Raw genomic sequence first — 24,891 nt, 5'->3', positions numbered from 1 at the left:
TACGATTCTACCGTGACATCGGGTTTTGACATCTTACTTTCTTATATGAGCATTATGATGGATGACCCAAACATTGGGCTAAATATTTACATACGCATATATAAATAGGAACATAGAAAAAGTTATGAAAGAAGCGAAATTAAAAAATGCTGATAATTATAAAAGCCTGCTGGTCAGCGTTGAGCAGCACGTGGCGACGGTGACGTTAAATCGTCCAGAGATACGTAATGCCTTTAATGATGAAATGATTGCCGAGCTGACAGAGGTTTTTACTGTGCTTGGTGCTGACGATGACGTACGTGTCATTGTATTAGCCGCTGCTGGTAAGGCATTTTGTGCGGGCGCTGATCTCAATTGGATGCGCGCCATGGCGGACTATAGCTATGAAGAGAATCTAGCAGACGCGGATAAATTGGCGCAAATGCTCAAGACGATTTATGAATGCCCCAAGCCCACCATTGCAGCAATACAAGGCGATGTCTATGCTGGTGGCATGGGTCTAGTTGCCGTTTGTGATGTGGCCATCGCCGTGAAGATTGCCAACTTTTGCCTCAGCGAAGTGCGTTTGGGATTGGCGCCTGCGACCATCAGTCCTTATGTCATCCGAGCGATGGGCGCTAGAGCTGCGCAGCGTTATTTCTTAAGTGCAGAGGTGTTTGATGCCAAAAAAGCACGTCAGCTTGGCTTTATTCATGAGCGCGTGAGCGAAGAGTGGCTGGATGATGAGGTCGCAACGCTATGCACCAAAATGGTTAAAAACAGTCCCGATGCGGTCAAGACCTGCAAGCAGCTATTACACGATGTCGCTGGTGCGCCTATTACAGATGAGCTGATTGCTGATACGGTCAAAGGTATCGCTGATATCCGCTCATCAAAGCAAGGCCGCGAGGGTGTGCAAGCATTTTTGCAAAAGCGTAAGCCGGATTGGTTGACAGCAGACTAACTAGCAGCAGAATAATGATAGATAAATGAAAAAATAGACAAGACGTCAAATAACAACGACAAGACACAGGGATAGTTATGTTTTCTAAAATTCTAATTGCCAACCGTGGTGAAATTGCGTGCCGAGTGGCGGCGACCGCTAAGCGTCTTGGCGTCAGTACCGTCGCTGTTTATTCTGATGCTGACCGCGAGGCCAAGCACGTGGCTGTCTGTGATGAAGCGATCTATTTGGGTGGTTCAGCGCCAAAAGATAGCTATCTCAAAGGCGATGCTATTATTGCCATTGCTAAGCAAACGGGCGCTGAGGCTATCCATCCGGGATATGGATTCTTAAGTGAAAACGCAGATTTTGCACAGTCTTGCCAAGATGCTGGCTTGGTGTTTATCGGTCCATCGGCTGATGCTATCCGTGCTATGGGCGGCAAGTCTGAGTCTAAGCGCTTGATGGAGGCCGCTGGTGTGCCGCTGATACCGGGCTATCACGGTGATAATCAAGATGCACAGTTTTTGCAGCAGCAAGCAGATGCTATTGGTTATCCAGTATTGATCAAAGCGAGTGCAGGCGGCGGCGGTAAAGGCATGCGTATCGTTGAGCAAAGCAGCGATTTTGTCGATCTATTAGACTCGTGTCGCCGAGAAGCCATTACCAGTTTTGGCAATGATCAGGTGTTGATCGAAAAATATGCGCTAAAACCACGTCATATCGAAATCCAAGTATTTGGTGATATGCATGGCAATTATGTGCATCTGTTTGAGCGTGATTGCTCTGTGCAGCGTCGCCATCAAAAAGTATTAGAAGAAGCGCCGGCACCGGGTGTCGATAATGCCATGCGTCAAGCGATGGGTACGGCGGCAATCGAAGCAGCACGTGCCGTTGATTACGTTGGTGCAGGTACGGTTGAATTCATCGTTGAGCAGCGCGAAGACTCTATGAATTTTTATTTCATGGAGATGAACACGCGCTTGCAAGTTGAACATCCGGTCAGTGAAGCTATTACTGGTGTGGATTTGGTTGAGTGGCAGCTGTTGGTCGCTGCAGGTCAGCCATTACCAAAATCGCAAGGCGATCTGGCTATTAACGGTCATGCGATCGAAGCACGTATCTGTGCTGAAAACCCTGACAATAATTTCTTGCCAGCGACAGGGACGTTGTTTACTTATCAAAAGCCTGAGCATAGCACCTTTGTCATTGATAAAAATGGCGCTGATGTGCGTATCGATGATGGCGTACGAGAGGAAGATGTCATCAGTCCTTTCTACGACTCCATGATTGCTAAGCTTATCGTGCATGCGCCCACGCGCGAGCAAGCGTTGGCGAGACTAGATCGTGCATTGGCGCAGACGCGTATTGTGGGTCTACCAAATAACGTGGCATTTTTGCGTTATATCTTAAATACCGACTCATTTAGCAACGCCAATCTTGATACGGCATTGATAGAGCGCGAGCAGGACAAGCTTTTTGATCAGCATCCGCTTGGATTATCAACGCTTGTAGTGACGGCTATCGCGCAGCAGCTAGCGAGCGAAGCCGTATCACAAAAGACAGACAACGACCCTTTTAATAAGCCGACAGGGTTCCGTGCTTATAGCGACTATACCCGCTCATTTAGCCTCATTTATAATGAGCAGTCATATATTGCTCGTATCAGCAATTGGCACAATGCGAGTTGTGCTGATGGCAAAAAAGGCGGCGATAATCTCAGTAGTTTTACGCTCGTCATTGGTCAAGAAATCGCGAATACGCAGGATGATCGCAATATTAATGTCGCTGCTCAGACCGAAACGGTTTATGAAGGGCAAGTCAGCTATGATAGCAGTGACGCGCACAATCATACCTTATGGTTAGAGGGTGCACGTATCAGTGCCCAAAGCTGGGTAAATAACGAGACCGTTTATGTGTTCACAGATAGCGGACGTGATGAAATTAGGCTTGTCGACGTAATGGCACATGTGGGTGAAGACACCGCAGCGGTTGGCAGTTTGAAATCACCAATGCCAGGACAAGTGGTTGCATTCAAAGTAGCTGTTGGTGATACTGTGAAAAAAGGCGAACCACTTGCAGTTATCGAAGCCATGAAAATCGAACATACGATTACCGCACCGACAGATGGTGTGGTAGCAGAGCTATTATTTGCAGCAGGTGACTTGGTCGCTGATGGTGATGAGCTACTGCGTATCGATAGTGAAGGCGGTCAGTAAAAAGGATTATAAAAATGAGTATCTCGTATCCAAACCATTCGTATCCAGAGCATGTCACCATCGTCGATGTCAGTCCGCGTGACGGTCTACAAAACGAATCCATGACGGTACCGACTGAGGTTAAGCAAACGCTTATCAATGATTTAATTGATGCAGGGATTAAAAAACTTGAGGCGACCAGTTTTGTCTCGCCAAAGTGGGTGCCACAAATGGGTGACAACAGCGTGTTGCTTGACGCACTCGCACCGACGCGGCAGACGGACGTTTGTTACTCGGTACTCGTGCCCAATATGCGCGGCTTTGAAAATGCTATCTTGCATCGTCCTGATGAGATCGTTATTTTTGGCTCAGCCAGTGAAACCTTTAGCCAAAAAAATATCAACTGCAGTATCGATGAGAGTATTGAGCGGTTTGCACCAGTGGCTGCGGCAGCAAAAGCGCAAGGTATCAAAGTACGCGGCGTTATCTCTTGTACCGTTGGTTGTCCTTATGAAGGTGACATTGACCCCAGCCAAGTCGCTTACGTCACCAAACGCTTGGTTGAGATTGGCTCAGAACAGATTGGCGTTGCCGATACGATCGGTGTGGGTACGCCGCTCAAAGTGCAGCGTGCCCTGCAAGCGGCCCTTGAGTACGCTGATATCAGCATGTTATCAGGTCACTTTCATGATACTTACGGTCAAGCACTCAGCAATACCTTGGCTGCCTTGCAGATGGGTGTCAGCGAATTTGATACCTCGGTGGCAGGTTTGGGCGGTTGTCCGTATGCCAAAGGCGCAACGGGTAATGTCGCAACCGAAGATGTGGTGTATATGCTGCATGGTATGGGTATCAGCACGGGTATCGATTTGGAAAAATTGGTCGTGGCAGGTGAGCGTATTAGTGCGTTCTTAAAGCGTCCGAATGGCTCAAACGTGGCACGGGCTTTGATTAATAAACGTCAGTCTTAAAAAATGATCGTAAAAATGAAATACTAAAAACAAGGAATGGTTATGAGTTTACCTGGATTGAATTTTCAGCTTGGCGAAGATATTGACGCGCTACGTGATGTCGTACAGCAATTTGCGGCAAATGAAATTGCCCCGCGCGCAAGCGAAATCGACAGTAGCGATGAATTCCCTATGGATCTGTGGCAAAAGATGGGCGACCTCGGTCTACATGGTATTACCGTCCCTGAAGAGTATGGCGGCTCCAACATGGGCTATGTCGCTCATATGGTTGCAATGGAAGAAATCAGCCGCGCGTCGGCATCGGTGGCGCTTAGCTATGGTGCGCACTCTAATCTGTGTATCAACCAAATCAAACGTAACGGCTCTGAAGAACAAAAGCAGAAATATCTGCCAAAACTCATCAGCGGCGAGTTCATCGGTGCATTAGCAATGAGTGAGACCGGTGCTGGATCAGATGTCGTCAGCATGAAGCTCAAAGCCGAAGAAAAAGACGGCAGTTACGTGCTGAATGGTAGCAAAATGTGGATTACCAATGGTCCCGATGCCGATGTGATGGTGGTCTATGCCAAGACCAATCCTGAGATGGGTGCCAAAGGTATGACCGCCTTTATCGTTGAAAAAGGCATGGAGGGGTTTGGTACCGCGCAAAAGCTCGACAAGCTTGGCATGCGCGGTAGCCATACGGGTGAGATGACTTTTAACAATGTTGAAGTACCGAAAGAGAATATTTTGGGTTGCCTAAACGAAGGTGTGAAAGTACTCATGAGCGGGCTAGATTATGAGCGTGCCGTATTGGCTGCGGGCCCAATTGGCATCATGCAAGCAGTGATGGATAATGTCGTGCCTTATATCCATGACCGCAAGCAGTTTGGTCAAGCGATTGGTGAGTTTCAGCTTATCCAAGGTAAAGTGGCAGATATGTATACCATATTGCAAGCAGGACGCAGCTTTTTATACACGGTGGGTAAAAATCTCGATATGTTGGACGCGCGCGGTGCCGGTCATAGCCGAGAAGTGCGCAAAGATTGCGCTAGCGTGATTCTATGGTGCGCCGAAAAAGCCACATGGATGGCAGGTGAAGGTATCCAAATATTTGGCGGTAATGGTTATACCAACGAGTATCCGCTTGGTCGCTACTGGCGCGATGCTAAGCTGTATGAGATTGGTGCAGGTACTAGCGAGATTCGTCGTATGCTGGTCGGTCGTGAGCTGTTTAATGAGACCAAATAAAAAATATTAGGGCAGTAGCTAGTAAAGCTCTGACCTTATAAAAGAGAAAAGCACATATAAAAAAAGCAGCACGCTTTAAACGTGCTGCTTTTTTTGTCAGTGTGACAGTGTGACAGTGTGACATTGAGTTATATATGATGGATTATGACTTATTACGATAATCAAAATACCGCGCCAGACCATTCAATAGTAAGTCATCACGTAAGCGTACAGGGCGATTGACATGCTGCGAGATAGTGGCTGCATCGCCGCCCGTCATGATCACTTCAAAGTTTGGGTGACGACGACTAATCTCATTAACGGCGCCAACGATAGAGAGCAAGATGCCACGATGCACGGCGTCTTGGGTGGTCATGCCTTGGCTGACACTATCAAACGTGCCATTAGAGATGGTGATTTGTTTAGTCCCAGAAAACAGAGACTCGCGTTGCAAGTAGATACTGGGGAAAATATAACCACCCAAATGCTCAGCGTGATCAATCAAATCAATCGTCACCGCCGTACCGCAGCCGATCACGCATTGGCGCTTTTTCTTATCGACTGCTCCTAGCATCTGTAGCCAGCGGTCACAGCCGAGCTGCTGGTCATTGTAAGCACTTTTCATCAGTGGATGCGCGGCATCAACATGGACAAACTCAAATGGAATGTTCAGACGACTGAGCGTCTCTGACACTTGGGCATTTAGCGCATCGCCCAGTACGGATGAGATACCAATAAAATCGGGCGCATAACGCTCAAAGCGGTCAGTCAGACCCATGAGTAATTCAGCGGGTGCTTGCAGATGCTGCTTGGCATCATGTGAGACTATCTGCCCGATATCGTCGGTCAGCCAGTATTTTAGGCGGGTATTGCCAAGATCAAGCCAGAGCATAAAAATCCCTTTATATAGCGCTCGTTAATGATGGTGCTCGTCAGTTTGGTGGTTAAGCTTAGGGCGTGTCTCTAATAAATAACGTCAATGCGTCCAGTAAAAAGCGTAGAAATCTTACCGTTATCTTGCTGCAATTGCAAACACCCATGAGTATCCACGCCGCAAGCTAACCCCGTCATCACTTGCTTTTTATTATTATAGTCTTGGGTAACGCGCAATCGCAGACCTGCTAGTGCGTCCATCGCAGCAAACTGCTGTAAGAATCCGTCTAAATAGTACGTATGACCCGTTGGTTTTTCTATACCCAAATGCTCAAAGCGGGTCATCGCTGCCATGAGTGCCGTCGTCATTTGCTGATACAGCGTTTGTAAGTCTGGCAGGCTCGTGGCAGCTGCCACTTCTGGATGTAGCAACCCATGGATGTCTTGTAAGCTGATCGCTTGATAACTCATCCCCTCAGACGTTTGAGCGGTGAGCTTGGGCGCAGCTTGTACATTTAACCCAATGCCTAGCACCACACCAACCAGCTTGCCAGATTTAGTCACGGGTTCTATCAAGATGCCAGCGAGTTTTTGAAACGGCAATGTGCGCTGATTTGAGATAGCGCTGTCTAAAACTGAATTATCGGGTGCAGAACGCTCCAATTCAGAGTGATGATTGGTTTGACTCTGATAAAACCCTAAGTCATTAGCCCATTTCACCCCAATTGGCGTCAATCCTTGCGCTAGTAGCTGTTCATTCAGTGTTTGGATGACAGGCATTTTTGCCAGCTCAAGGCCAATAATTAAAGACAATAAACCACTAACTGGCATATGCATGGGGTGATATAGCGACAGATAGACATTGCCGCGCGGCGACTGCCACGAGCGCCCATGTTGTCCACGTCCCGCGCTTTGGGTCTCTGCGGTCAAAACGTGCACGGCTGCGATATCTAACGACCCATCTTGCAGTGCTGCGATCAGCTCGCTATTGGTTGAGGCGCTACTGGCAACGTGACGGTGGTTGAGATCGGATAAATAGCTGGAAAAACTGGTGAGTGTTGGCATAGGTTTAGTCGATGTGGTTAAGAGAAACTTTGATATACTAGGCGGTTGTCAAAGACAGCATAAAGGTCACGTTAAGATTTGGCAAATACAGTTGAGTGCACAAAGAAACCAGTAAGTATGAAATAAAATTAATACTAGACCAGTATTATAAAAGGTTTGTTCTATGATGTTATATGTGTGGTTTGTGATTGCAGGGGCGTTTGCAGGTGTCAGCGCAGGGTTATTTGGCGTGGGCGGCGGCATGATTATCGTTCCTGCACTGGTCTGGATTTTTACTGCTTATGACTTTTCGCCAGAAGTAGTGACACATTTAGCCATTGGTACGTCTCTTGCGACCATCGTGATCACTTCGATCAGCTCACTGACGGCTCATAATAAACGCGGCGGTGTCCGCTGGGAAGTATGGCGCAAGATGGCGCTCGGCTTGGTGGTGGGGAGTTTGGTCGGCGCTGGTATCGCAGATATGATTGATGGTCAGGCGCTACAAGCCATCATCGGTGTTGGCGCGCTATTGGTCGCCCTAAAAATGCTGTTCTTTTCTAACAAAGAGCAAGTGGGTAAGCCGTTGCCGCCTGCTGGGGTGCAGTTTGGCGCAGGTACGGGCATTGGTATGGCGTCGTCTATCTTCGGTATTGGCGGTGGCAGTTTGACCGTACCGTTTTTGAACTGGGCGGGATTGCCGATGAAGCAATCGGTCGGTACGTCAGCGGCGTGTGGTCTTCCTATTGCTCTAGCTGGCGCGGCTGGGTTTGCCTGGTTTGGTCAAGATGTGGTTAATCTGCCTGAGGGCACCATCGGGTTTGTCCACGTCACAGGATTCTTATTTATTTCGGTGGCAAGCTTTGCCATGGCAAAAGTCGGTGCCAAGCTTGCCCATGTATTGCCTGCTCTGATGCTTAAGCGCGCGTTTGGCGTGCTACTGATATTTGCAGGAGGGCAGTTGTTATTAAGTGGACTGGGTGTGCTTTAGAAATACCAATTGTTAGACTATTTTGGATGACATTATTTTAGGGAGTACGAGTGGACGCATTAATAGCTGGTATTGCTGGTGTGATAGCTGGAGGAGGGGTTTCGTTCATAGCAAATTATTTTTTGAATGTTCAAAGGTATAAACAGGATACCAAGAAACAAAGTGCTGACCACAGTCATAATCTTGCTAAGCAAAAAACTGAGTATGATTATGAGCGACAAATATTCCTAAGACAAAAGTATGAAGATTTAGTATTTAGGCTTATTGATTTTTCTATGATCTTAAAATCGTTAGATTTAAATGTACAACAGCAAGGAACAAGGCAAATTAATATCAATGAGTTTGTTGAGAAAGGTGGACAGATAGAGGTAATTACTGTGCTCTACTTTCCTAAATTAGTTGATGAATGCAATAGGTTCTTAGAAGTGGCAAATCCGTTGTTCGTATCACAATATAATCGCCATCATAACTCTACAAATAATAATTCAGATAATCTGGAGTCGCTAAAAGTAAAGTTTAATAAAAGATATGATGAGTTATATAGTGAAATTCAAAAATATAAATCAGACTATACCTAGCAATGTATAAGCTTTAAAACCACCTATGATTGACAATAAGGCAATATAAACTATTTATCTATTCAGTAGGCTTAGCGTATTTTAGTAATCTAAAATCTTTGTTGTAAAAAATGTAAACCATGAGACATTCTTAGTATGAAAGCAGCAGAAAAATATCGCCGTGTGTTTGGCTCAATAAGTCATTTAAAAGATCAGCTATCATGGACGACTGGTCTTACGAATATGGTAGAGTTTTTGGCGTGGGAGCCAAAGCAAATTCTTGGAATCACCAAAAAGCAATATGTACGCCAAATCATCGAATGGGCAGTCGCTCCAGAGCTAGCAGGCAAAAATCTGGAAGAAGTTGAACACGCCGTCATTAAGAAGCTCAATGCAAAAATGCATGAGTCTGAGCAGTTAGATACTTATTCACCGAAAACGACGAGTATCTGCGATCCTAGAGAGGCTATTCGCCGAGTCGCGTTTTTCTCTGAGGACTATTTAAATAAAGAGTTCGATATCTTTTTGAGTTTATGTAGTGATGTCTACTTAGACTCATTTTATCAGCAATTCATCACCTTTGAGCCAAATGGGTCGTGGTCTACACATGGCAACAGCGGATTGTTTGAGGCCAGCACAGAGCTAAAAGCAATGTACATGGATAACTTGGCCTACAACCATCAGGCGAATGTGCTGGTTGCCAATGAATTGAAATTTAATGGTCGAAAAAACCCAGATCAGTTGCTCAAGTACTGCGTGATGTACGAGCATTTGCTCGAAAAAGGCTTTATCGATAAAGGGGCCAAGTTTTTGTTGTTGTTCATCGGTGGTAATGCGCTAGAGCACAACAAGCAGCGCTTAGCCGACCGAGAGCTGGCACTGTGTCACAAAAGACCCAAGAAGTATCAGCATCTATTAAGACCAGAGCTGTTAGAAATCGTCGATCATCTACAAGTGGACAGTATCACGTGGTCAGCATTGACTGAGTTCAATCAGCACTACTTAGCAGAAAATAACGTCTGCCAAGTCGAACAAAAACTGCTGCTTGGGTTTCACCAGAGCCTGAAGGCAAAATCGTTTATGCACTTAGACGTTTAACCCTAAAAACTCACAACAATTTCAGGTAGAATAGCCGCCTGTTTTCGCCATATCAACTGACTATTCATGCGTTTAAAATCCCTAAAATTGGCAGGCTTCAAATCTTTTGCCAACCCAACGACCTTTACTTTTCGTCATGGCATCACTGCCATCGTCGGGCCAAATGGCTGCGGCAAATCCAATGTGATTGACGCCATTCGCTGGGTGCTGGGTGAGACCTCTGCCAAGCAGTTACGCGGCGGGGCGATGAGTGATGTTATCTTTGGTGGTACGCAAGATAAAACGGCCAAGAGCGTTGCCAGCGTTGAGCTGACTTTTGAGCACACTCAAGATGAGCAGACGGGTATTCGCCATGAGTTTAACTTATACCAAGAGCTGTCCGTTCGCCGTCAGGTAAATAAAGAGGGGCGCTCGGATTATTTTATCAATGGTACGCGCTGTCGTCGCCGAGATGTGGTCGATGTGTTCTTGGGGACAGGACTGGGTGCGCGCAGTTATGCGGTCATTGAGCAAGGCATGATTGGGCGGATTGTTGAGTCCAGTCCTTTGCAGCTGCGTGAGTTTATCGAAGAAGCGGCAGGAGTTTCGCGCTATCAGGCGCGCCGCGAAGAGACGCAAAAGAAGCTTGAGAAGACAAGAGACAATCTGGCGCGTCTGCACGATATGCAAAGCGAACTACTTCGCCAACAAAAGACACTGTCTAAACAAGCAGCTAGTGCGCAGCGTTACGAGGAAATCTCTCTCAGCTTGGCTGATATTGAGCAGCAGCTCGCTATTCAGCAGCTCTACCAAGCCAAGCACAATCAGCAGCAGCAAAAAATAGCGCATGAGCGCAGTACGGCTGAAGTGTCAACACTGCAAGCCGACTATGACACGCTAAAGGCACAGCAAGACAAGCTCACCGCTCGTATCAACCAAGAGCAATGGCTCAAAGATGATGCCCAAAGCGCGCACTATCAGCAGCAGCTGGGCTACCAAAACGCCGAGCATCAATTGAGTGATGCCACTGCACAGCTGGCAGCCATTGAGCAGCAACTGTCTCACTTAGCGCAGCAGCGCGAGCAATCACTCGCTGATATCGAGCGGCTTAACGCTGAACAAGCTGAGCAGAATCAAGCGCTAGAAGCGTTACGCCCACAGCTCGCTGAGCTGACTCACAAGCGCGATGACTACAAGCGTAATGAGCAACCATTGCAGCGCGCGTGGCATGATGCGCAAAACCAGCTATCACGCTTGCAGGACAAGGCTCGCACGCTTGAGCAGCAGCAAGCCATCAACACTCAAGCACAAAAGCGTCATCAGCAAAGCTATGATAAATGGCAACGCCGCGAGCAAAATTGGCAAAACCTCTGGCAGCAATTGCAGCAGTCTATAGCGCCATCTGCCAGTGCTGATTCAAGTCAGGCAGCGGATAAGCGCGACCTAAGTCAAGCGCTAGCGCAGCAAGTCACTGAACTGAGCACAACGTTACAGCAGATTGAGCGTCAACGAGAGGGCGTGGACGAACGTCTATCTGACATACAACCGCAAGCGCATCATTTGCAGCAGCGACTGAATACGCAGCAACGTAAGCTGAGCGATGATGAAAAACGTCATGCACTACTCGCAGGCGAATACGATACGCTGCATCAGATATTGCATCCGAAACCTACAACGAACTCTCAAGACAAAGCAGCTATAACAGGTAATAGCGATAGTGGCGTTATAAATACACAGCAATTGGCTATTACGACGCTACGTGAACAGATTGAGCTGAGCGCGAAGGGGCAAGCGCACGCACAGCTGCTCGATAGTGTTTTAGCGTTATGGCTAGATAGCCATGTGCTGGTTGCTAACCAACAAGCTAATCAAATCAAGCAATCAGGCGTTAATAACGCTAATGGCGTTTCTCAAAAAGCTGACAGCTTATGGCAAGTACTTGAACATGACATTACTGATTTACTGACTTATCAAACCGTACAAAACACGTCAGCCAGTACAAAAGAAAAAACACTAGCAACGGCTCATAGCCTATGGCTACCTGCGAAGCAAAACGATAGCAGTGATCATGCCTTTATCAGCGATTTACCAGATAGCTTAACTGATAAAGTATTGCCATTATCACATCTGATTGCTCAGCCTGCGCTTACGCTTTGGCAGCAGTGTTATCTATACACAGCGCAGTTTGAGTCTACTAGTGAGCATGATATTAACGTGCTTGCAGATGTCTTAAAGTCATTACCGTCATCAGCGCTTCTGCTGACTGCTGATGGTTGGGTCATTAGTTGTCAAGGCACGTTTAATCTAAGCAAACTCGCTGGCGCGCAAGACGATCAAAGCGAGGGCAGCAGTCAGTTTCTCACCCAGCGTTTGGCGCAGCGCACGCGTTTGCAAACGCTAGAAGACTTGCTCGATGAGTTTGAAAGCAAAATCCACGATCAGCAAAAATCCATTGCAAAAGACCAGCGCGATTATGACGCACTGATGATTAGTCTAGAAGAAACGCGCGCACAAGCTGAGCAATTAACCCGCGATAAGCATAATTATCAGCAGCAACTGACCACACAGCGCGCCAATGCGGAGCGCTTGCAAGCAGATAGCCAACGCCTAAATGCTGACAAAGTGACGCTCGAGCAGGAAAAGCAAGAGCTTGCGCATGAGGCGCAGACACTTATTCATGAACAGCAGGATATCGAGCGCGAGATCGCCATGCTCACGCCGCAAATAGCAGAGGCACGAGCGACCAATCAGCAATTGCAATCTGAGCGAAGCGAGCTAAACCGCGTACGTCAAGCCGATGATGAGGCTTGGCAGGCATTACAGCTACGTATTCAGCAGTACGAGATGCGCCTAGAGCATAGCGTTAGCAGTCTGGCGCGTGCAACCGAGCAATATGATAAGTCATTAGAGAATGAGCAGAGTCTACAGACGCGTCACAAGCAGCAGCAGGCTAAATTGCCCGATCTGCAAGCCGCATTGCATAGCGCACAGACAACGCGCGATGAGCAGCAAGCGTTATTGAGCGAGCGTGATACTGCGCTCACGGCACTAAAGCAAGCGTATGCTGAGCAGCAGACGGTATTTGATACGTTGCAAAATACCTTGCAAACGCAGCAAAGCGAACTTGCACAGCACGCAACTGAGTTGGCACTGAGTGCCGCGCGTTTGGAGGATGCAAGTAGACAGACGCAAAGCGCTCTAGATGCTTATACTCAAGTAAGTGAAAAGTACAACGCGGTATCAGAACCTGCGCAACAAACCATGAGTGTCTCAAATTTGCTAGCAGATTTTATCGCTCATGATCGCCGTGTGCGCCCAGACAAAATTGCTGAGCTGGAGTCCGAGCGCGCCAAGCTTGCGCAGCAATTAAGTAAGATTGGTGCCGTCAATCTGGCTGCCGTCGCAGAGTTGGCCGAGGTCAATGAGCGCTTGGAGCCACTCGCGCAGCAGACTACCGATATTGCCGCCAGTATGCAGACGTTGACTGAAGCGATTGCTTCGATCGATCAGACAACCAAGACGCTATTTATGCAGACGCTCGATGCAGTCAACAATGAGCTGGCCAATTTGTTTGCTAAAGTGTTTGGTGGCGGACAAGCCAGTCTGACGTTGAACACAGATGAGATGCCAGCCAACACGCCAAAGTCAGAGCAATGGCGGGCAGGGCTTACTTTGATGGCGCAGCCAAAGGGCAAGCGCAATAGTCGCTTAGCCGTACTCTCTGGCGGTGAAAAAACGCTGACCGCGCTTAGCCTGATTTTTGCGATATTTAAGCAGCATCCCGCACCGTTTTGTGTACTTGATGAGGTCGATGCGCCGCTTGATGATGCCAACGTCGCGCGTTTTACTAGCCTCATTCATGAGCTGGCAGATGACTTGCAGTTTATCTTTATCAGTCATAATAAACTGACGATGCAGATCGCTGATGAGCTGAAAGGCATCACCATGCCAAGCGCAGGTATTTCTACCCTAGTCAGTGTGTCGCTCGATGAAGCCGCGCGTTATGTAGAGAGCTAAGACTAAAAAAGCCAAAACTAAAAGAGCTATGAGAATCAAAGCGATGCAAATATAATCAATCCATTGGCATAAATACAAATATGCTTGACCTCAGTCCAGCATACTGGTTATAAAGTACACAATGTGGTGACGACATGGGTCAGCCATGCTAGAATATTGCCATTTATGCTCGTTTGTGTATTCCCTTTTGTTATATATACTAGGATGTATTTATCATGACCGCTATTCAGTTTGTATTGATTGCCATTGCCGCGTTTATCGTGCTCGCAGGGCTGTTTATGGTCATTCGCAGTTTTAAGCGCCGTAATGGTGCCGAAGCTGCTGCGGTCAATTATGATAAAAACGGTATTCCCATCATACCGCGTCATGAGCGCAATATCGTTGATCAGCCAGACTTTGATGATACGGTTGCTGGCGAGACGAGCATTGGCCCTGACCGCACTTATCTGAATGCTGTCGTTGAAGAAGAGCCATTGACGCAGCCTCATACCAACGTCGATGCCCAGCTGACCGCTGAGCGTGACACTATGGCGGATGAAGATCATGACGTCATCGACAATGCAGACTATGCGCGCTGGCAAGAAGAGCAACGTCGCGCTGATAATGCTGAGTTTGTAGAAGCGGCTGATCAGATGCATATCGAGCAAGAGCCTGATGCGTTCTCTAGCCTCATGTCGGCAACAGATAGCTTAATGCCATCGATTGATACGGCAGAAGAGCCAAGCTTTGACAACAACAGCCCGATATTGGATCAGCATTTATCAGAGTCAGGCGATGACGCGCAAAACGGCCCCTTGATCAATGCCAAAGACAACATCAACATTACCATCTTGCCACACCAATATCGTGATCGTCCAACTGCAATTATCCGTGGTCGTGATCTGCTAGCATTGATTGATAAATATGGTTTACGCTATGGCGCGATGAATATGTTCCATCGCTATGAACAAAAAGACGGCACGGGTATGCTGTGGTTTAGCATGATGGGTATCACCGACAGTGGTATCGCGCCATTTGATCCGCATAGTGTCGCGACCAACACTTACAATGGTGTGGTCATGTTTTTATCATTGCCACATCCACAAGCTGTGCGTAGCTTCGATAGCATGATGAGCATTGCTTATATGATGGCAAGCGATCTTGATGCGATTATGCTCGATGAAGAGAACCAACCAATCACGCCTGAATACAAGCAGCAGCTACGTAATCAAGTCCGTGACTATGAAGGCTAAAGGCTTGAAAGCTAACAGCTAATGAGTATCAGAAATCATATAAAGGGCAAATAGCGATTCACGTTATTTGCCTTTTTAATGGGCTATAGTTTCTGAAAAAATCTAGAGTCGGTTCAAGATAGTTTAGATACAAGGGAGGTGAGTGAAAGTGCTACATGTAGTAGACGGAGCGAGCCTAACACAGTAGCTGATTTATATAGGATTGGCTATATCCGAGCCTCCTGCAAACTTGTTATCATATCGGCATCTTGAATGACAAAAAAGACACCGACTATGACTGACGCTACCTCACCAAATAATTCTAAAAACCTATCTGCTCAAGCACAAAGTGCAACATCTAACATAGCCAGTTCGGCCAATGATGGCACAAATAAGAATACAGAAATTATCTCGCGGATGCGCACGCTTATTGATTCGATAAAAACGCACAATTATGCTTACTATGTGCTGGATAATCCGATCTTAGAAGACAGTGAGTACGATCAATTGCGCCGCTCGTTGCTTGAACTCGAAGAAGCTTATCCAGACCTGATACAACCTGACAGTCCGATCAATCAAGTCGGCGATGTGCCGCTCTCAGCCTTTACCCAAGTCACGCATGACATCCCGATGCTGTCACTGGGTAATGTTTTTGAGTATGATGATTTGCGCGATTTTATGCGCCGTGTCAACGACCGTCTGAGCGACTCACAGCAAAACCCTGAGTATGAGATGGAGCTAAAGCTTGATGGATTAGCCGTTTCATTAAAATATGAGCATGGCAAATTTGTCCAAGCGGTCACGCGCGGTGATGGGCAGACAGGCGAAGATATTACCCAAAATGCCAAAACCATTCGTAATCTACCATTATGGATCGCCGATGCCGCTGATATCGAGCTGTTAGAAGTACGCGGTGAAGTACTGATGCCAAAAGCAGGGTTTGAACGTCTCAATCGATTGGCGGAAGAAAGCGAAGGTAAAACCTTTGCCAATCCACGCAATGCCGCCGCTGGTAGCTTACGTCAGCTCGATCCAGCGATAGCAGCCAGTCGTCCATTGGCATTTTACGGCTATTCGGTCAATCAAGGACTGCCTGAGAATATCTATACCCAATCAGGGGCGCTGGCGTGGCTTACCGAGCTTGGCTTTACCGTCAGCGCTGTAGAGGTGGTTGCCAATCCACGCGCCGCACAGACCTATTATGAGTCGGTGATAGAAGGGCGTGCCGATTTGCCATTTGAAATCGATGGCATGGTGATTAAGGTCAACAGCCTTGCGTTACAACAGCAGCTTGGGTTTTTATCCCGCGAGCCACGCTGGGCAACGGCTTATAAATTCCCTGCCGAAACCGTTATGACGCGTCTCAACGATATCGAATGGCAAGTTGGCCGTACAGGGCAAATCACGCCAGTTGGCAAGCTCGAACCCGTCAAAGTGGGCGGCGTCACCGTCAGCAATGTCACCTTGCATAACTTTGGTGAGATTCAACGCTTGGATGTGCGCGCAGGCGATATGGTCAGCGTACACCGTGCAGGTGATGTCATCCCCAAAGTCACTCGCGTCTGGCACGAGCAGCGTCCAGCCGATAGCGAGCCAGTCACGCTACCTTCGACTTGCCCTGTCTGCGACTCGCCTGTTGTCCTGCCAGAAGATGAAGCATTGGCACGCTGTACGGGCGGTCTTTTTTGCCCAGCGCAGCAGACTGAGGCGCTCATTCACTTTGTCTCACGCCGCGCGATGGATGTCGATGGGCTTGGTGCGAGTTGGCTCATTAGCTTCTTTGAACATGGTCTGGTCAAAACCGTCGCTGATATCTATCAGTTGCACAACCATGCGGATAAGATGGTCACCTTTGAAAAACTGGGTGAAAAATCAGTACAAAATATCATCAATGCTATCGAAGCGAGCAAGCATACGACATTGGCACGCTTTATCTATGCGCTGGGTATTCGCGGTGTGGGCGAAGGGACGGCACAGAACTTTGCACAGCAATTTGGTGATTTAGAAAGTCTCATGGCGGCCAGTATTGAGACCTTGATAAAAACCCCAGATGTCGGTGAAATCACTGCCGAGCTGACTTATAAGTTCTTCCGTGCGCCGCACAATATAGAGGTCATCACCGCCTTGCGCGAGGCTGGCGTGCACTGGGATAAGGTCGAGCAGATCGCATCCGAAGGGCTACCACTCGATGGGCAAACGTGGGTCATCACCGGTGCGCTCGATAGCATGGCGCGTGATGAAGCCAAAGCCAAACTACAAGCGCTGGGCGCAAAAGTCTCAGGCAGCATCTCGGCAAAGACAACAGCGCTACTAGCAGGGGATAAGGCTGGCTCTAAACTGACCAAAGCAGAAAAATTGGGTGTCAAAATTGTGGCTGAGGAAGCGTTTTTGGCGATGGTTGGGGATGAGAACCGTTAAAAAATTGCACTGCAATTTTAGGTTCGCAAGTGAAAATCCCTTAGAGGGGATTTTCTGGTTAGGTTATATTTTAATAACATGCTCGTCCCTCGCGTACAGTTTTCGTCTTCAGCTTTAGTAGAGAGTTACGGTTGCTTTATTCATTCACGCAAGAGTAAGCATTTTGCACATTTTTGAGCTAAGGTAGGGTACGCCCAGCGCACCTTTGAAGAAACGTATTTTCGAACTTAAAGCATTGTATGATGAATAATAGAATGTTAAATAATTTACATGGATAATTATGTTTAATCTACTTTTTCATATATATGTATTGGTGCGCTGGGCGCACCCTACCATTCTTTATCAAGCGTAATTAGATCATGGTAACCATTTATACATTTATGAGATAAACAATGACTTTTGTATTTAGAGAAATTACGGACGACGACTTAGATTTACTTTTCGCTTCACCAGATGTTAAAAAAGCGCTCTATGGTATATTTTTTGACAGACAACATGCTGGATGCATGATTGATTTTAGCTGGAGAATAGCTGTCATTGAAGCAACAGGCGAGATGATTTTTAGTTTAGGTGGTTTTTCGGGTCTAGAGGGAGAATCGCCACGTTACGCTTATCTATTTGACGGACGCATCTGTACTATTATTGAAACAGCAGAGGGTTATGAGCTGTCCATATACTATTGTTCTTCTATATTGCGGGAAAGCCTGCCTCACATCAAAGAAGTAATGACGCAAGCGCTTATTTATGGTGGAGAAACGCTAACGGGAAACAATCTTAAGGGGTTGCCTGAAAAAATAAAACGTATCGCTATGAGTAGAACTTATACATTTATTGAAAGCAAGCAGCGGCACTTTCGTTAATCCTAACCATTTTTAAATAAATGATTAAAAGATAACACGGTGAGTAAATATCTATATCGGAAGGCTACAAGGGAAGACTTCCATGAAATCTATAGCTTACCAGAGGATGAAAAGTGGTTAATATCACTACCATATTATGATAATAGTTGTCGTAGGTCGCGCCCAGTGCACCTTCAAAGAATAGATTTCTGAATTTAAAGCATTGTATGATAAGTAATCGAGAGTTAAATAATTTACGTGCATAATTGCATTCAATATACTTTTTCATATTGGTGCGCTGGTCGCACTCTGCTTAATTACAACGTGATTACCTATCCTTAAAAGCACGACAACCCAACTATCACAGAAACCCAAACTATGATCCTAAAAACTCTCATCAAACCCATATTGCTCGCTCTCAGCCTACTACCACTCTCTGCGTGTAGCTCCTTGTTTAAACCTGACCGTATGACTATTGAATACGACGAAGAGGTAAAGCTGCATGATGGTGAGATGATATGGGTACATATCACACGGTACTATATTCTAAGCTCAGCGGCGTTAGGAGATCCAGGTGGTCTAGAGAGCAGTTACAAGCCTCAAAAAGTCAAGATAAGCTGGGATACGGGCTTTGAAGGGGTGGGTCGGAAATCGGTTTATTTTAAAAGACAAGTTTTTGTTATGAATAAAATAAATAATGAATGGTATGTTTATGGAGCATCAGATAAGCATATGACAAGCTCATATGGACAATCAACCAGTTGTAACGATGTAGGAACATCATATTTCAATGGGGCAAACTGTTTAGTCAAGATCGATTCATCAGGCAAGTTTTTGAAACCTAGCGAAGCTGAAATTAGTAAGTTAATTAGAGGGAATATTCTATATTCCTATAGTTTTGATGAAACTAAAAGTTTAGAAAATAAAAAGCTCTCGTGGCAACAGAAACTATCAATACAAAGTGGAAAACCAAAAAAATATCAACTAGTAAATAAACAGCTATTTCCAAATAAGAGTAAATAATTATGAGTAATTTAACGAATCAACAAAAAGCTACTTATGCCTTATTAGCGGATAACGTTTACTGGGATGTGAGAAAAGGTTTTGATATATCAAAAACTACAGGTATTTAAGACTTCAGCAACTCCAACTGGACACCTGTTTCTGAGGGTTGGACAGTGTTGGGTTAGTTTAGGGTGCGCTCAGCGCACTATATAAAAAAATTACTTGTTATTTTTTTAAAAATATATAGAACCATCGATATATGCTTCCCCGTAAAAATCTTTCCTCACATAGCCATAAAATCTCTCTTAACCTTCTATTCTTTCATTGCACCATGTGCCTTTTCGCCACTTTTCTTACCATCAGGTTTGATTTCAATTGGCAACACCAGCCCTTTGGCAAAGTTATCATTTAACCATAGTCTGAGCACTAGCCTACCTCTAAAACCCGCCACTTATCATTAAACCTAACAAAGTTAACAAGACTGATTCAGATCGCCCTTACCGATGCTTATAAGATAATAGTCATAAGAAAAACTATTATTAAGCAGCGAATAAGCAAAACGTAAGGAGCGCGTTATGGCAGACAATACTGATAATAAATCTAATACCGACACCATAGACAACAGCCACAGCCAGCAAGTGCAGCATCTCATCGATACCCTGCAAGGCGAGCATATCGGCAAAGAAGGCGGACAGTCTGCCATCATCTTTCGTATGGTGATGCCAGATCACCTATGCCCGTTTGGACTCAAATCAATTGATGCACTCAAGCACGCAGGCTATGACATCATTGATCGCCATATCACGACCCAAGATGAGAATACACTGGTCAAAGAGACGCTTGGGGTCAAGACCACGCCGCAGACCTTTATTGATGGCAAGCGTGTTGGCGGTAATGACGACCTGCAAGTATTTTTGGGCAATCATGAACCTGAGACAGACGACGACACCACTTACGCGCCTATTATTGCGATATTTGCTGTTACCGCGCTGATGACGTTGGCATTATGCTGGGCATTTGCCGTCAGCGTCTTATCGATACAAGCGCTCAAGTGGTTTGTCGCGCTGTCCATGTGTGTATTGGCGATTAAAAAGCTTGAGGATTTAGAAGGGTTTACGACGGGGTTTTTGGGTTATGATTTATTGGCACGCCGCGTGGTACGCTACGCCTATGTGTATCCGTTTTTAGAAGCGTTTGCCGGTATCGCTATGCTTACCGATCAGCCGTGGCTCAATCCCATTGCGGGTCTAGTCGCCTTTATCATCGGCTTAATTGGCGGGGTATCCGTTATTAAAGCGGTCTATATCGACAAGCGCGAGCTAAAATGCGCCTGCGTGGGCGGCGATAGCAATGTGCCACTGGGCGCGATCTCTTTAACCGAAAACGTCATGATGTTCGGCATGGGTGGTTATATGCTGATTCGCGCTTTATTATAATCAAGTGATTAGATGATGCGTAATAAATACATATCGCTACTCCGCCATTTCCCCATGCGCCTTCGCGTCACCTTTTTTGCCATCTGGTTTAATCACGATAGGTAATACCAACCCTTTGGCAAAGTCGTCTGATAACACATAGTCATAGCGACTGGCAGCGACATCGGGTGTGGTATGAATGACCAGTGTCATCTCGTTACCATCGGTCAGCTCATGTGAGACATAGGTTTCGCTCAGCTGATCCAAGGCTTTGGATAGCGCTTCGTTACTTGCCATGCTGATAGTGAGGTTGTGCTGAGCGGTGGCAAGATCTACATCGAAGTACTCTGCATAATCACGGACGTTTTGACTATCAATCGCAAATGGATACTTATAATTGGTAGGATCAGCAGGCTTTGTCCCACTGTCGACTAACGACCAATCTATCTGATCGGCTGCGGGTATTGACGAGTCTGATGCGGTCGCCGCTGTTTCGGAGGCTTGGTTAGGGGTTTCGGTGCTATTATCGCAGCCTGTTAGCGTCCACATACTAGCAGTTGCGATTACCATCATCGTTATCAGACGCGTCGCCATCGGATTATCCTTTTTATTATTGATCATCGTTAATTTGTGCTAAAGGCTATTTTGACAGCTTTCTTGATGGTTCTCTAGCGAAATGAGACAAACAAGTCATGGTTATAAAAATATCAGACAGACAAGATTTATAAAAAGCACGCATAAAAAAACAGCCACTCTAGGGTGACTGTTTTATTTTTGATAAATCTCTGCTTATCTTTGATTGATTAGAGTTGGCAGTTTACTTTATATTCTTGACCGCTTGCCCATTTCATCGCAAAGATACCTTTGTCACCTTTCATGTGCCATGCATAGACTGCTTTTGGATTTGAATCGTTGACATAGCTTGCGACGTCGCCTTTTACATCACCGTTTAAGACGAGCTTTTGCTCTGTCCATTTTACTTTAGGTAAGGTGGCATTGAGCATGACTTGTTTTTTGTTAATAGACTGTTTTGCCATGATGGTGCTGCCATCGGTACAGGTATATGGGGCTGCTGCCATGCGATCATAAGCGGCAGTGACTTTTTCTGGCGCAGGGGTATCAGTCGTATCTGGCGTAGCAGGGGCGGTAGTCGCACAAGCGCTAAGTAAGGCAAGCGCAGGTAGGGCAGTTGCAATTTTAGTGATGGTATTCATCGTTCTCTCCAAAAGTATTACTGGTGTCATTTACTTGTTCTTAATAATGCGTTTAGCATATGAGGCTTATAGTAGCGAAAACGAAGTATTGCCGTGTTAGAAATTGTTCATTACCTATTAGCTTCGTTACCCAATCGCTGACTAATGTAACTTACCATCGCCAACATATTGAAAGATAAACGATAATCATTTGAATTTTATTTACCAATGAGTCAGATAAAAAAAGCACCTATCAACTGAGCGCTGATAGGTACTTTTTTGACTGACTTAACACGATCTACGTTTAGACCATGTTTCTATACTATTCATATTATTAAAGCTATTTTTTATAAAGCTATTTGGTTTTGCGCGGTGGCAGACCCGTATGCTGAGTTTGGAAGTTGCCTTTGCTGACTTTTTTCTTACTATTTTTACCGACCGTATTTTTGCCCGCTGCGCCTTTGGTTGCTGCATTAGGGTTTGACGAGTTGTTGCTACGTTTCACCGAATCATTACCAAGGCGGCTGTTCTTTTTGCGCGCTGACTGATAGCTGTTTTGCTCGGCATCGCGACCTTCTAAGCTTGCATTGAATGGCGGAATCAGGCAGCCACGGTTTTTACCGATTAAGTCACTACGACCCATGTCTTGTAGGGCTTTGCGCAATAGTACCCAGTTTTTTGGATCATGATAACGGAGGAACGCTTTGTGCAGTTTGCGCTGCTTGCCAGATTTGACAATATCCATGTCACCTTCACTACGGCTGATCTTATGTAGTGGGTCTTTGTGCGTGTGATACATGGTGGTCGCAGTCGCCATCGGGCTTGGATAAAACGCCTGTACTTGGTCAGCGCGGTAGCCATGACTTTTTAGCCATAGCGCAAGGTTCATCATGTCTTCATCTTTCGTACCCGGATGTGCGGCGATGAAGTAAGGAATCAGATATTGCTCTTTGCCCGCTTCCTGACTGTACTGCTCAAACATCGCTTTGAATTGATCGTAGCTGCCCATGCCCGGCTTCATCATCTTCGATAGCACGCCTTCTTCAGAGTGCTCAGGGGCAATCTTGAGATAACCGCCGACATGATGGCTGACCAGTTCTTTAACGTATTCAGGATCTTTTACCGCCAAATCATAACGCAAACCTGAAGCAATCAGAATCTTTTTCACGCCTTTGATATCACGCGCTTTGCGATACAGCTTGGTCAAGTTGCTGTGATCAGTCAGCAAGTTTTCGCAGACATCAGGATAGACACAAGAGGGTTTACGGCAGTTCTTTTCAATCGTCTCGTCTTTACAGCTCAGACGATACATATTGGCCGTTGGGCCACCAAGATCAGAGATCACGCCAGTATAGTTGGGTGCAGTATCACGAATGGCTTCGACTTCGCGCAAGATCGATTCTTCTGAACGGTTTTGGATAATACGGCCTTCGTGCTCAGTGATCGAGCAGAACGTACAACCGCCAAAACAGCCGCGCATGATATTGACCGAAAACTTAATCATGTCATAAGCAGGGATACGCGCATCGCCATAGCTTGGGTGTGGCAGGCGGGCATATGGCAAGTCAAACACATAGTCCATCTCTTCTGTCGAGAGTGGAATCGGTGGCGGGTTCAGCCAGACATCGATAGACGTATGCGAGTTACCCGCACCGCTGCTATGACGCTGTACGAGCGCGCGAGCGTTACCCGGATTGGTCTCTAAATGCAAAATACGGTTAGCATGAGCGTAGAGTACAGGGTCAGATTTGACATGCTCATAGTCAGGTAGACGAATCACTGTCTTTTCACGTGGTGGCATCTTGATTTTGTGCTTACGGGCGGTTTTTGGCTTATCAAACACATTGTCAAAGCCGCGCATCTGTACCACTTGGGTATCAGTGTCCACTTGGTCGGCGTTAATGATTTTATCAGTGACTGGCTCAGCGACAAAACCTTGATACTGTGATGACATCGACGACGGCATGGCTTGCCCGACAGGCGAGTCCGATGGTTTGTTCTGCTCAATTGAGCAGCTATCAACGTCTTCGGTCATGACATACGGGTTGATGATCGGATCGACACGGCCAACGGTATCGACATCGTTACTCGCGACCTCAGTCATATCCGCTTGCCAATGACGGCGAGTCGGAGTCAACAGATAAGAAGTGCCGCGCAATTTGCTCATTTGCTCAAAGCTATAGCCTTTCGACAGACCATGTACCACATCGACGATGGCACGCTCAGCATTACCATACAGTAAGACATCCGCACGCGCATCTAGCAGGATACTACGGCGGACTTTGTCTGACCAATAATCATAATGGGCAATACGGCGTAAGCTGCCCTCGATACCGCCTAAGATAATTGGCACATCAGGATAGGCTTCACGGCAGCGCTGACTATAGACGATAGCGGCACGATCAGGGCGCTTATTAGCCACGTTGCCAGGAGAGTAGGCATCATCACTACGGATTTTACGATCGGCGGTATAGCGGTTGATCATGCTGTCCATGTTGCCAGCGGTCACGCCGTAAGCATAGACCGGTTTGCCAAGCTCCATAAAGGCATCTTTGCTCTTCCAATCTGGCTGAGCGATGATACCCACACGAAAGCCTTGTGACTCAAGCAAGCGACCGATAATCGCCATACCAAAGCTTGGGTGATCGACATAAGCATCGCCTGAGATAATGATGACGTCACAAGCATCCCAGCCCAGATCGTCCATTTCTTTGCGGCTCATTGGCAGGTAAGGCGCAGGCTCGTAGCAGCTCGCCCAGTGTTTGTCATAATCATAAAGTGGCTTGGTGCCTTGTTTAAAGGCAGTGCGGGCGATGGTATCGGCAGACATGGGCGGACCTGTTAATTAGAAAAATGGCACTAAAAATACAACCCTTATACATCACTGATGATAAAGGCTGATTTAAAAGCGCTCATTTTAACATGAATCACCTTCACTATGCGACCTATTA

General features: G+C 46.5%; 19 protein-coding genes. 13 read left to right on the top strand and 6 right to left on the bottom strand.

What is annotated here, in order from left to right:
• The first annotated feature begins 124 nt into the window (after positions 1 to 124).
• From ACTXGK_RS28005 to ACTXGK_RS27990, 4 genes are all read left to right on the top strand, one after another.
• Positions 125 to 943, top strand: a complete 819-nt coding sequence (locus ACTXGK_RS28005) for an enoyl-CoA hydratase/isomerase family protein (protein WP_443514533.1) — start codon at positions 125 to 127, stop codon at positions 941 to 943.
• A 77-nt stretch (positions 944 to 1,020) separates the two neighbouring features.
• Complete coding sequence (locus ACTXGK_RS28000; RefSeq protein ID WP_443514532.1) at positions 1,021 to 3,141, top strand: acetyl/propionyl/methylcrotonyl-CoA carboxylase subunit alpha; 2,121 nt, start codon at positions 1,021 to 1,023, stop codon at positions 3,139 to 3,141.
• A gap of 14 nt (positions 3,142 to 3,155) precedes the next feature.
• Entirely contained in the window at positions 3,156 to 4,091 is a 936-nt protein-coding gene (locus ACTXGK_RS27995; RefSeq protein ID WP_443514531.1) for a hydroxymethylglutaryl-CoA lyase, read from the top strand.
• 42 nt (positions 4,092 to 4,133) lie between these two features.
• Entirely contained in the window at positions 4,134 to 5,321 is a 1,188-nt protein-coding gene (locus ACTXGK_RS27990; protein WP_443514530.1) for an isovaleryl-CoA dehydrogenase, read from the top strand.
• A gap of 142 nt (positions 5,322 to 5,463) precedes the next feature.
• On the opposite strand, the gene ACTXGK_RS27985 is transcribed toward ACTXGK_RS27990, so the two are convergent.
• Positions 5,464 to 6,192, bottom strand: a complete 729-nt coding sequence (locus ACTXGK_RS27985; protein ID WP_371531488.1) for a pantothenate kinase — start codon at positions 6,190 to 6,192, stop codon at positions 5,464 to 5,466.
• A 71-nt stretch (positions 6,193 to 6,263) separates the two neighbouring features.
• Positions 6,264 to 7,238: a biotin--[acetyl-CoA-carboxylase] ligase gene (locus ACTXGK_RS27980; protein ID WP_443514529.1), complete on the bottom strand. Its 975-nt coding sequence runs from the start codon at positions 7,236 to 7,238 to the stop codon at positions 6,264 to 6,266.
• Between the two features lie 166 nt (positions 7,239 to 7,404).
• On the opposite strand from ACTXGK_RS27980, the gene ACTXGK_RS27975 reads away from it, so the two are divergent.
• From ACTXGK_RS27975 to ACTXGK_RS27940, 8 genes are all read left to right on the top strand, one after another.
• On the top strand, positions 7,405 to 8,208 hold the full coding sequence (locus tag ACTXGK_RS27975; RefSeq protein WP_371531781.1) for a sulfite exporter TauE/SafE family protein: 804 nt from the start codon (positions 7,405 to 7,407) through the stop codon (positions 8,206 to 8,208).
• Between the two features lie 50 nt (positions 8,209 to 8,258).
• Positions 8,259 to 8,786, top strand: coding sequence for a hypothetical protein (locus ACTXGK_RS27970; protein WP_443514528.1), 528 nt, complete (start codon positions 8,259 to 8,261; stop codon positions 8,784 to 8,786).
• 135 nt (positions 8,787 to 8,921) lie between these two features.
• Positions 8,922 to 9,863 carry a hypothetical protein gene (locus ACTXGK_RS27965; RefSeq protein WP_443514527.1) on the top strand — a complete coding sequence of 314 codons (942 nt, stop codon included), beginning with the start codon at positions 8,922 to 8,924 and terminating at the stop codon, positions 9,861 to 9,863.
• Positions 9,864 to 9,929: 66 nt separating this feature from the next.
• Positions 9,930 to 13,859 (top strand): AAA family ATPase, encoded by a 3,930-nt coding sequence (locus ACTXGK_RS27960; protein ID WP_443514526.1) that lies wholly within the window; start codon positions 9,930 to 9,932, stop codon positions 13,857 to 13,859.
• 215 nt (positions 13,860 to 14,074) lie between these two features.
• The gene (locus ACTXGK_RS27955) at positions 14,075 to 15,091 is read left to right on the top strand and encodes a cell division protein ZipA (RefSeq protein ID WP_443514525.1); all 1,017 of its coding nucleotides are present in this window, start codon (positions 14,075 to 14,077) and stop codon (positions 15,089 to 15,091) included.
• 273 nt (positions 15,092 to 15,364) lie between these two features.
• Positions 15,365 to 17,488, top strand: a complete 2,124-nt coding sequence (ligA, locus tag ACTXGK_RS27950; protein ID WP_443514524.1) for an NAD-dependent DNA ligase LigA — start codon at positions 15,365 to 15,367, stop codon at positions 17,486 to 17,488.
• 392 nt (positions 17,489 to 17,880) lie between these two features.
• Positions 17,881 to 18,348 (top strand): hypothetical protein, encoded by a 468-nt coding sequence (locus ACTXGK_RS27945; protein WP_443514523.1) that lies wholly within the window; start codon positions 17,881 to 17,883, stop codon positions 18,346 to 18,348.
• Positions 18,349 to 18,795: 447 nt separating this feature from the next.
• Complete coding sequence (locus tag ACTXGK_RS27940; protein WP_443514522.1) at positions 18,796 to 19,350, top strand: hypothetical protein; 555 nt, start codon at positions 18,796 to 18,798, stop codon at positions 19,348 to 19,350.
• 295 nt (positions 19,351 to 19,645) lie between these two features.
• Here ACTXGK_RS27940 and ACTXGK_RS27935 read toward each other — a convergent pair whose 3' ends face one another.
• Positions 19,646 to 19,783, bottom strand: coding sequence for a hypothetical protein (locus ACTXGK_RS27935; protein ID WP_443514521.1), 138 nt, complete (start codon positions 19,781 to 19,783; stop codon positions 19,646 to 19,648).
• A gap of 124 nt (positions 19,784 to 19,907) precedes the next feature.
• On the opposite strand from ACTXGK_RS27935, the gene ACTXGK_RS27930 reads away from it, so the two are divergent.
• On the top strand, positions 19,908 to 20,768 hold the full coding sequence (locus ACTXGK_RS27930; RefSeq protein WP_443514520.1) for a MauE/DoxX family redox-associated membrane protein: 861 nt from the start codon (positions 19,908 to 19,910) through the stop codon (positions 20,766 to 20,768).
• A gap of 36 nt (positions 20,769 to 20,804) precedes the next feature.
• Here ACTXGK_RS27930 and ACTXGK_RS27925 read toward each other — a convergent pair whose 3' ends face one another.
• The 3 genes from ACTXGK_RS27925 to ACTXGK_RS27915 form a co-directional block, all read right to left on the bottom strand.
• Positions 20,805 to 21,341, bottom strand: coding sequence for a hypothetical protein (locus ACTXGK_RS27925; RefSeq protein WP_522910184.1), 537 nt, complete (start codon positions 21,339 to 21,341; stop codon positions 20,805 to 20,807).
• Positions 21,342 to 21,550: 209 nt separating this feature from the next.
• Positions 21,551 to 21,961, bottom strand: coding sequence for a hypothetical protein (locus ACTXGK_RS27920; protein WP_443514518.1), 411 nt, complete (start codon positions 21,959 to 21,961; stop codon positions 21,551 to 21,553).
• Positions 21,962 to 22,295: 334 nt separating this feature from the next.
• On the bottom strand, positions 22,296 to 24,770 hold the full coding sequence (locus tag ACTXGK_RS27915) for a YgiQ family radical SAM protein (protein ID WP_443514517.1): 2,475 nt from the start codon (positions 24,768 to 24,770) through the stop codon (positions 22,296 to 22,298).
• Positions 24,771 to 24,891: the final 121 nt, after the last annotated feature.

It is taken from the genome of Psychrobacter sp. T6-5 (assembly GCF_052258485.2).
Classification (GTDB): Bacteria; Pseudomonadota; Gammaproteobacteria; order Pseudomonadales; family Moraxellaceae; genus Psychrobacter.
Note: the sequence above shows the minus strand (reverse complement) of the source record. Positions and strands in the feature narration are given on the sequence as shown.

Coding starts and splice junctions, on each gene's coding strand:
- ACTXGK_RS28005 (WP_443514533.1), top strand. CDS start 125: ATGAAAGAAGCGAAATTAAAAAATGCTGATAATTATAAAAGCCTGCTG.
- ACTXGK_RS28000 (WP_443514532.1), top strand. CDS start 1,021: ATGTTTTCTAAAATTCTAATTGCCAACCGTGGTGAAATTGCGTGCCGA.
- ACTXGK_RS27995 (WP_443514531.1), top strand. CDS start 3,156: ATGAGTATCTCGTATCCAAACCATTCGTATCCAGAGCATGTCACCATC.
- ACTXGK_RS27990 (WP_443514530.1), top strand. CDS start 4,134: ATGAGTTTACCTGGATTGAATTTTCAGCTTGGCGAAGATATTGACGCG.
- ACTXGK_RS27985 (WP_371531488.1), bottom strand. CDS start 6,192: ATGCTCTGGCTTGATCTTGGCAATACCCGCCTAAAATACTGGCTGACC.
- ACTXGK_RS27980 (WP_443514529.1), bottom strand. CDS start 7,238: ATGCCAACACTCACCAGTTTTTCCAGCTATTTATCCGATCTCAACCAC.
- ACTXGK_RS27975 (WP_371531781.1), top strand. CDS start 7,405: ATGTTATATGTGTGGTTTGTGATTGCAGGGGCGTTTGCAGGTGTCAGC.
- ACTXGK_RS27965 (WP_443514527.1), top strand. CDS start 8,922: ATGAAAGCAGCAGAAAAATATCGCCGTGTGTTTGGCTCAATAAGTCAT.
- ACTXGK_RS27960 (WP_443514526.1), top strand. CDS start 9,930: ATGCGTTTAAAATCCCTAAAATTGGCAGGCTTCAAATCTTTTGCCAAC.
- ACTXGK_RS27955 (WP_443514525.1), top strand. CDS start 14,075: ATGACCGCTATTCAGTTTGTATTGATTGCCATTGCCGCGTTTATCGTG.
- ligA (WP_443514524.1), top strand. CDS start 15,365: ATGACTGACGCTACCTCACCAAATAATTCTAAAAACCTATCTGCTCAA.
- ACTXGK_RS27945 (WP_443514523.1), top strand. CDS start 17,881: ATGACTTTTGTATTTAGAGAAATTACGGACGACGACTTAGATTTACTT.
- ACTXGK_RS27940 (WP_443514522.1), top strand. CDS start 18,796: ATGACTATTGAATACGACGAAGAGGTAAAGCTGCATGATGGTGAGATG.
- ACTXGK_RS27930 (WP_443514520.1), top strand. CDS start 19,908: ATGGCAGACAATACTGATAATAAATCTAATACCGACACCATAGACAAC.
- ACTXGK_RS27925 (WP_522910184.1), bottom strand. CDS start 21,341: ATGGCGACGCGTCTGATAACGATGATGGTAATCGCAACTGCTAGTATG.
- ACTXGK_RS27920 (WP_443514518.1), bottom strand. CDS start 21,961: ATGAATACCATCACTAAAATTGCAACTGCCCTACCTGCGCTTGCCTTA.
- ACTXGK_RS27915 (WP_443514517.1), bottom strand. CDS start 24,770: ATGTCTGCCGATACCATCGCCCGCACTGCCTTTAAACAAGGCACCAAG.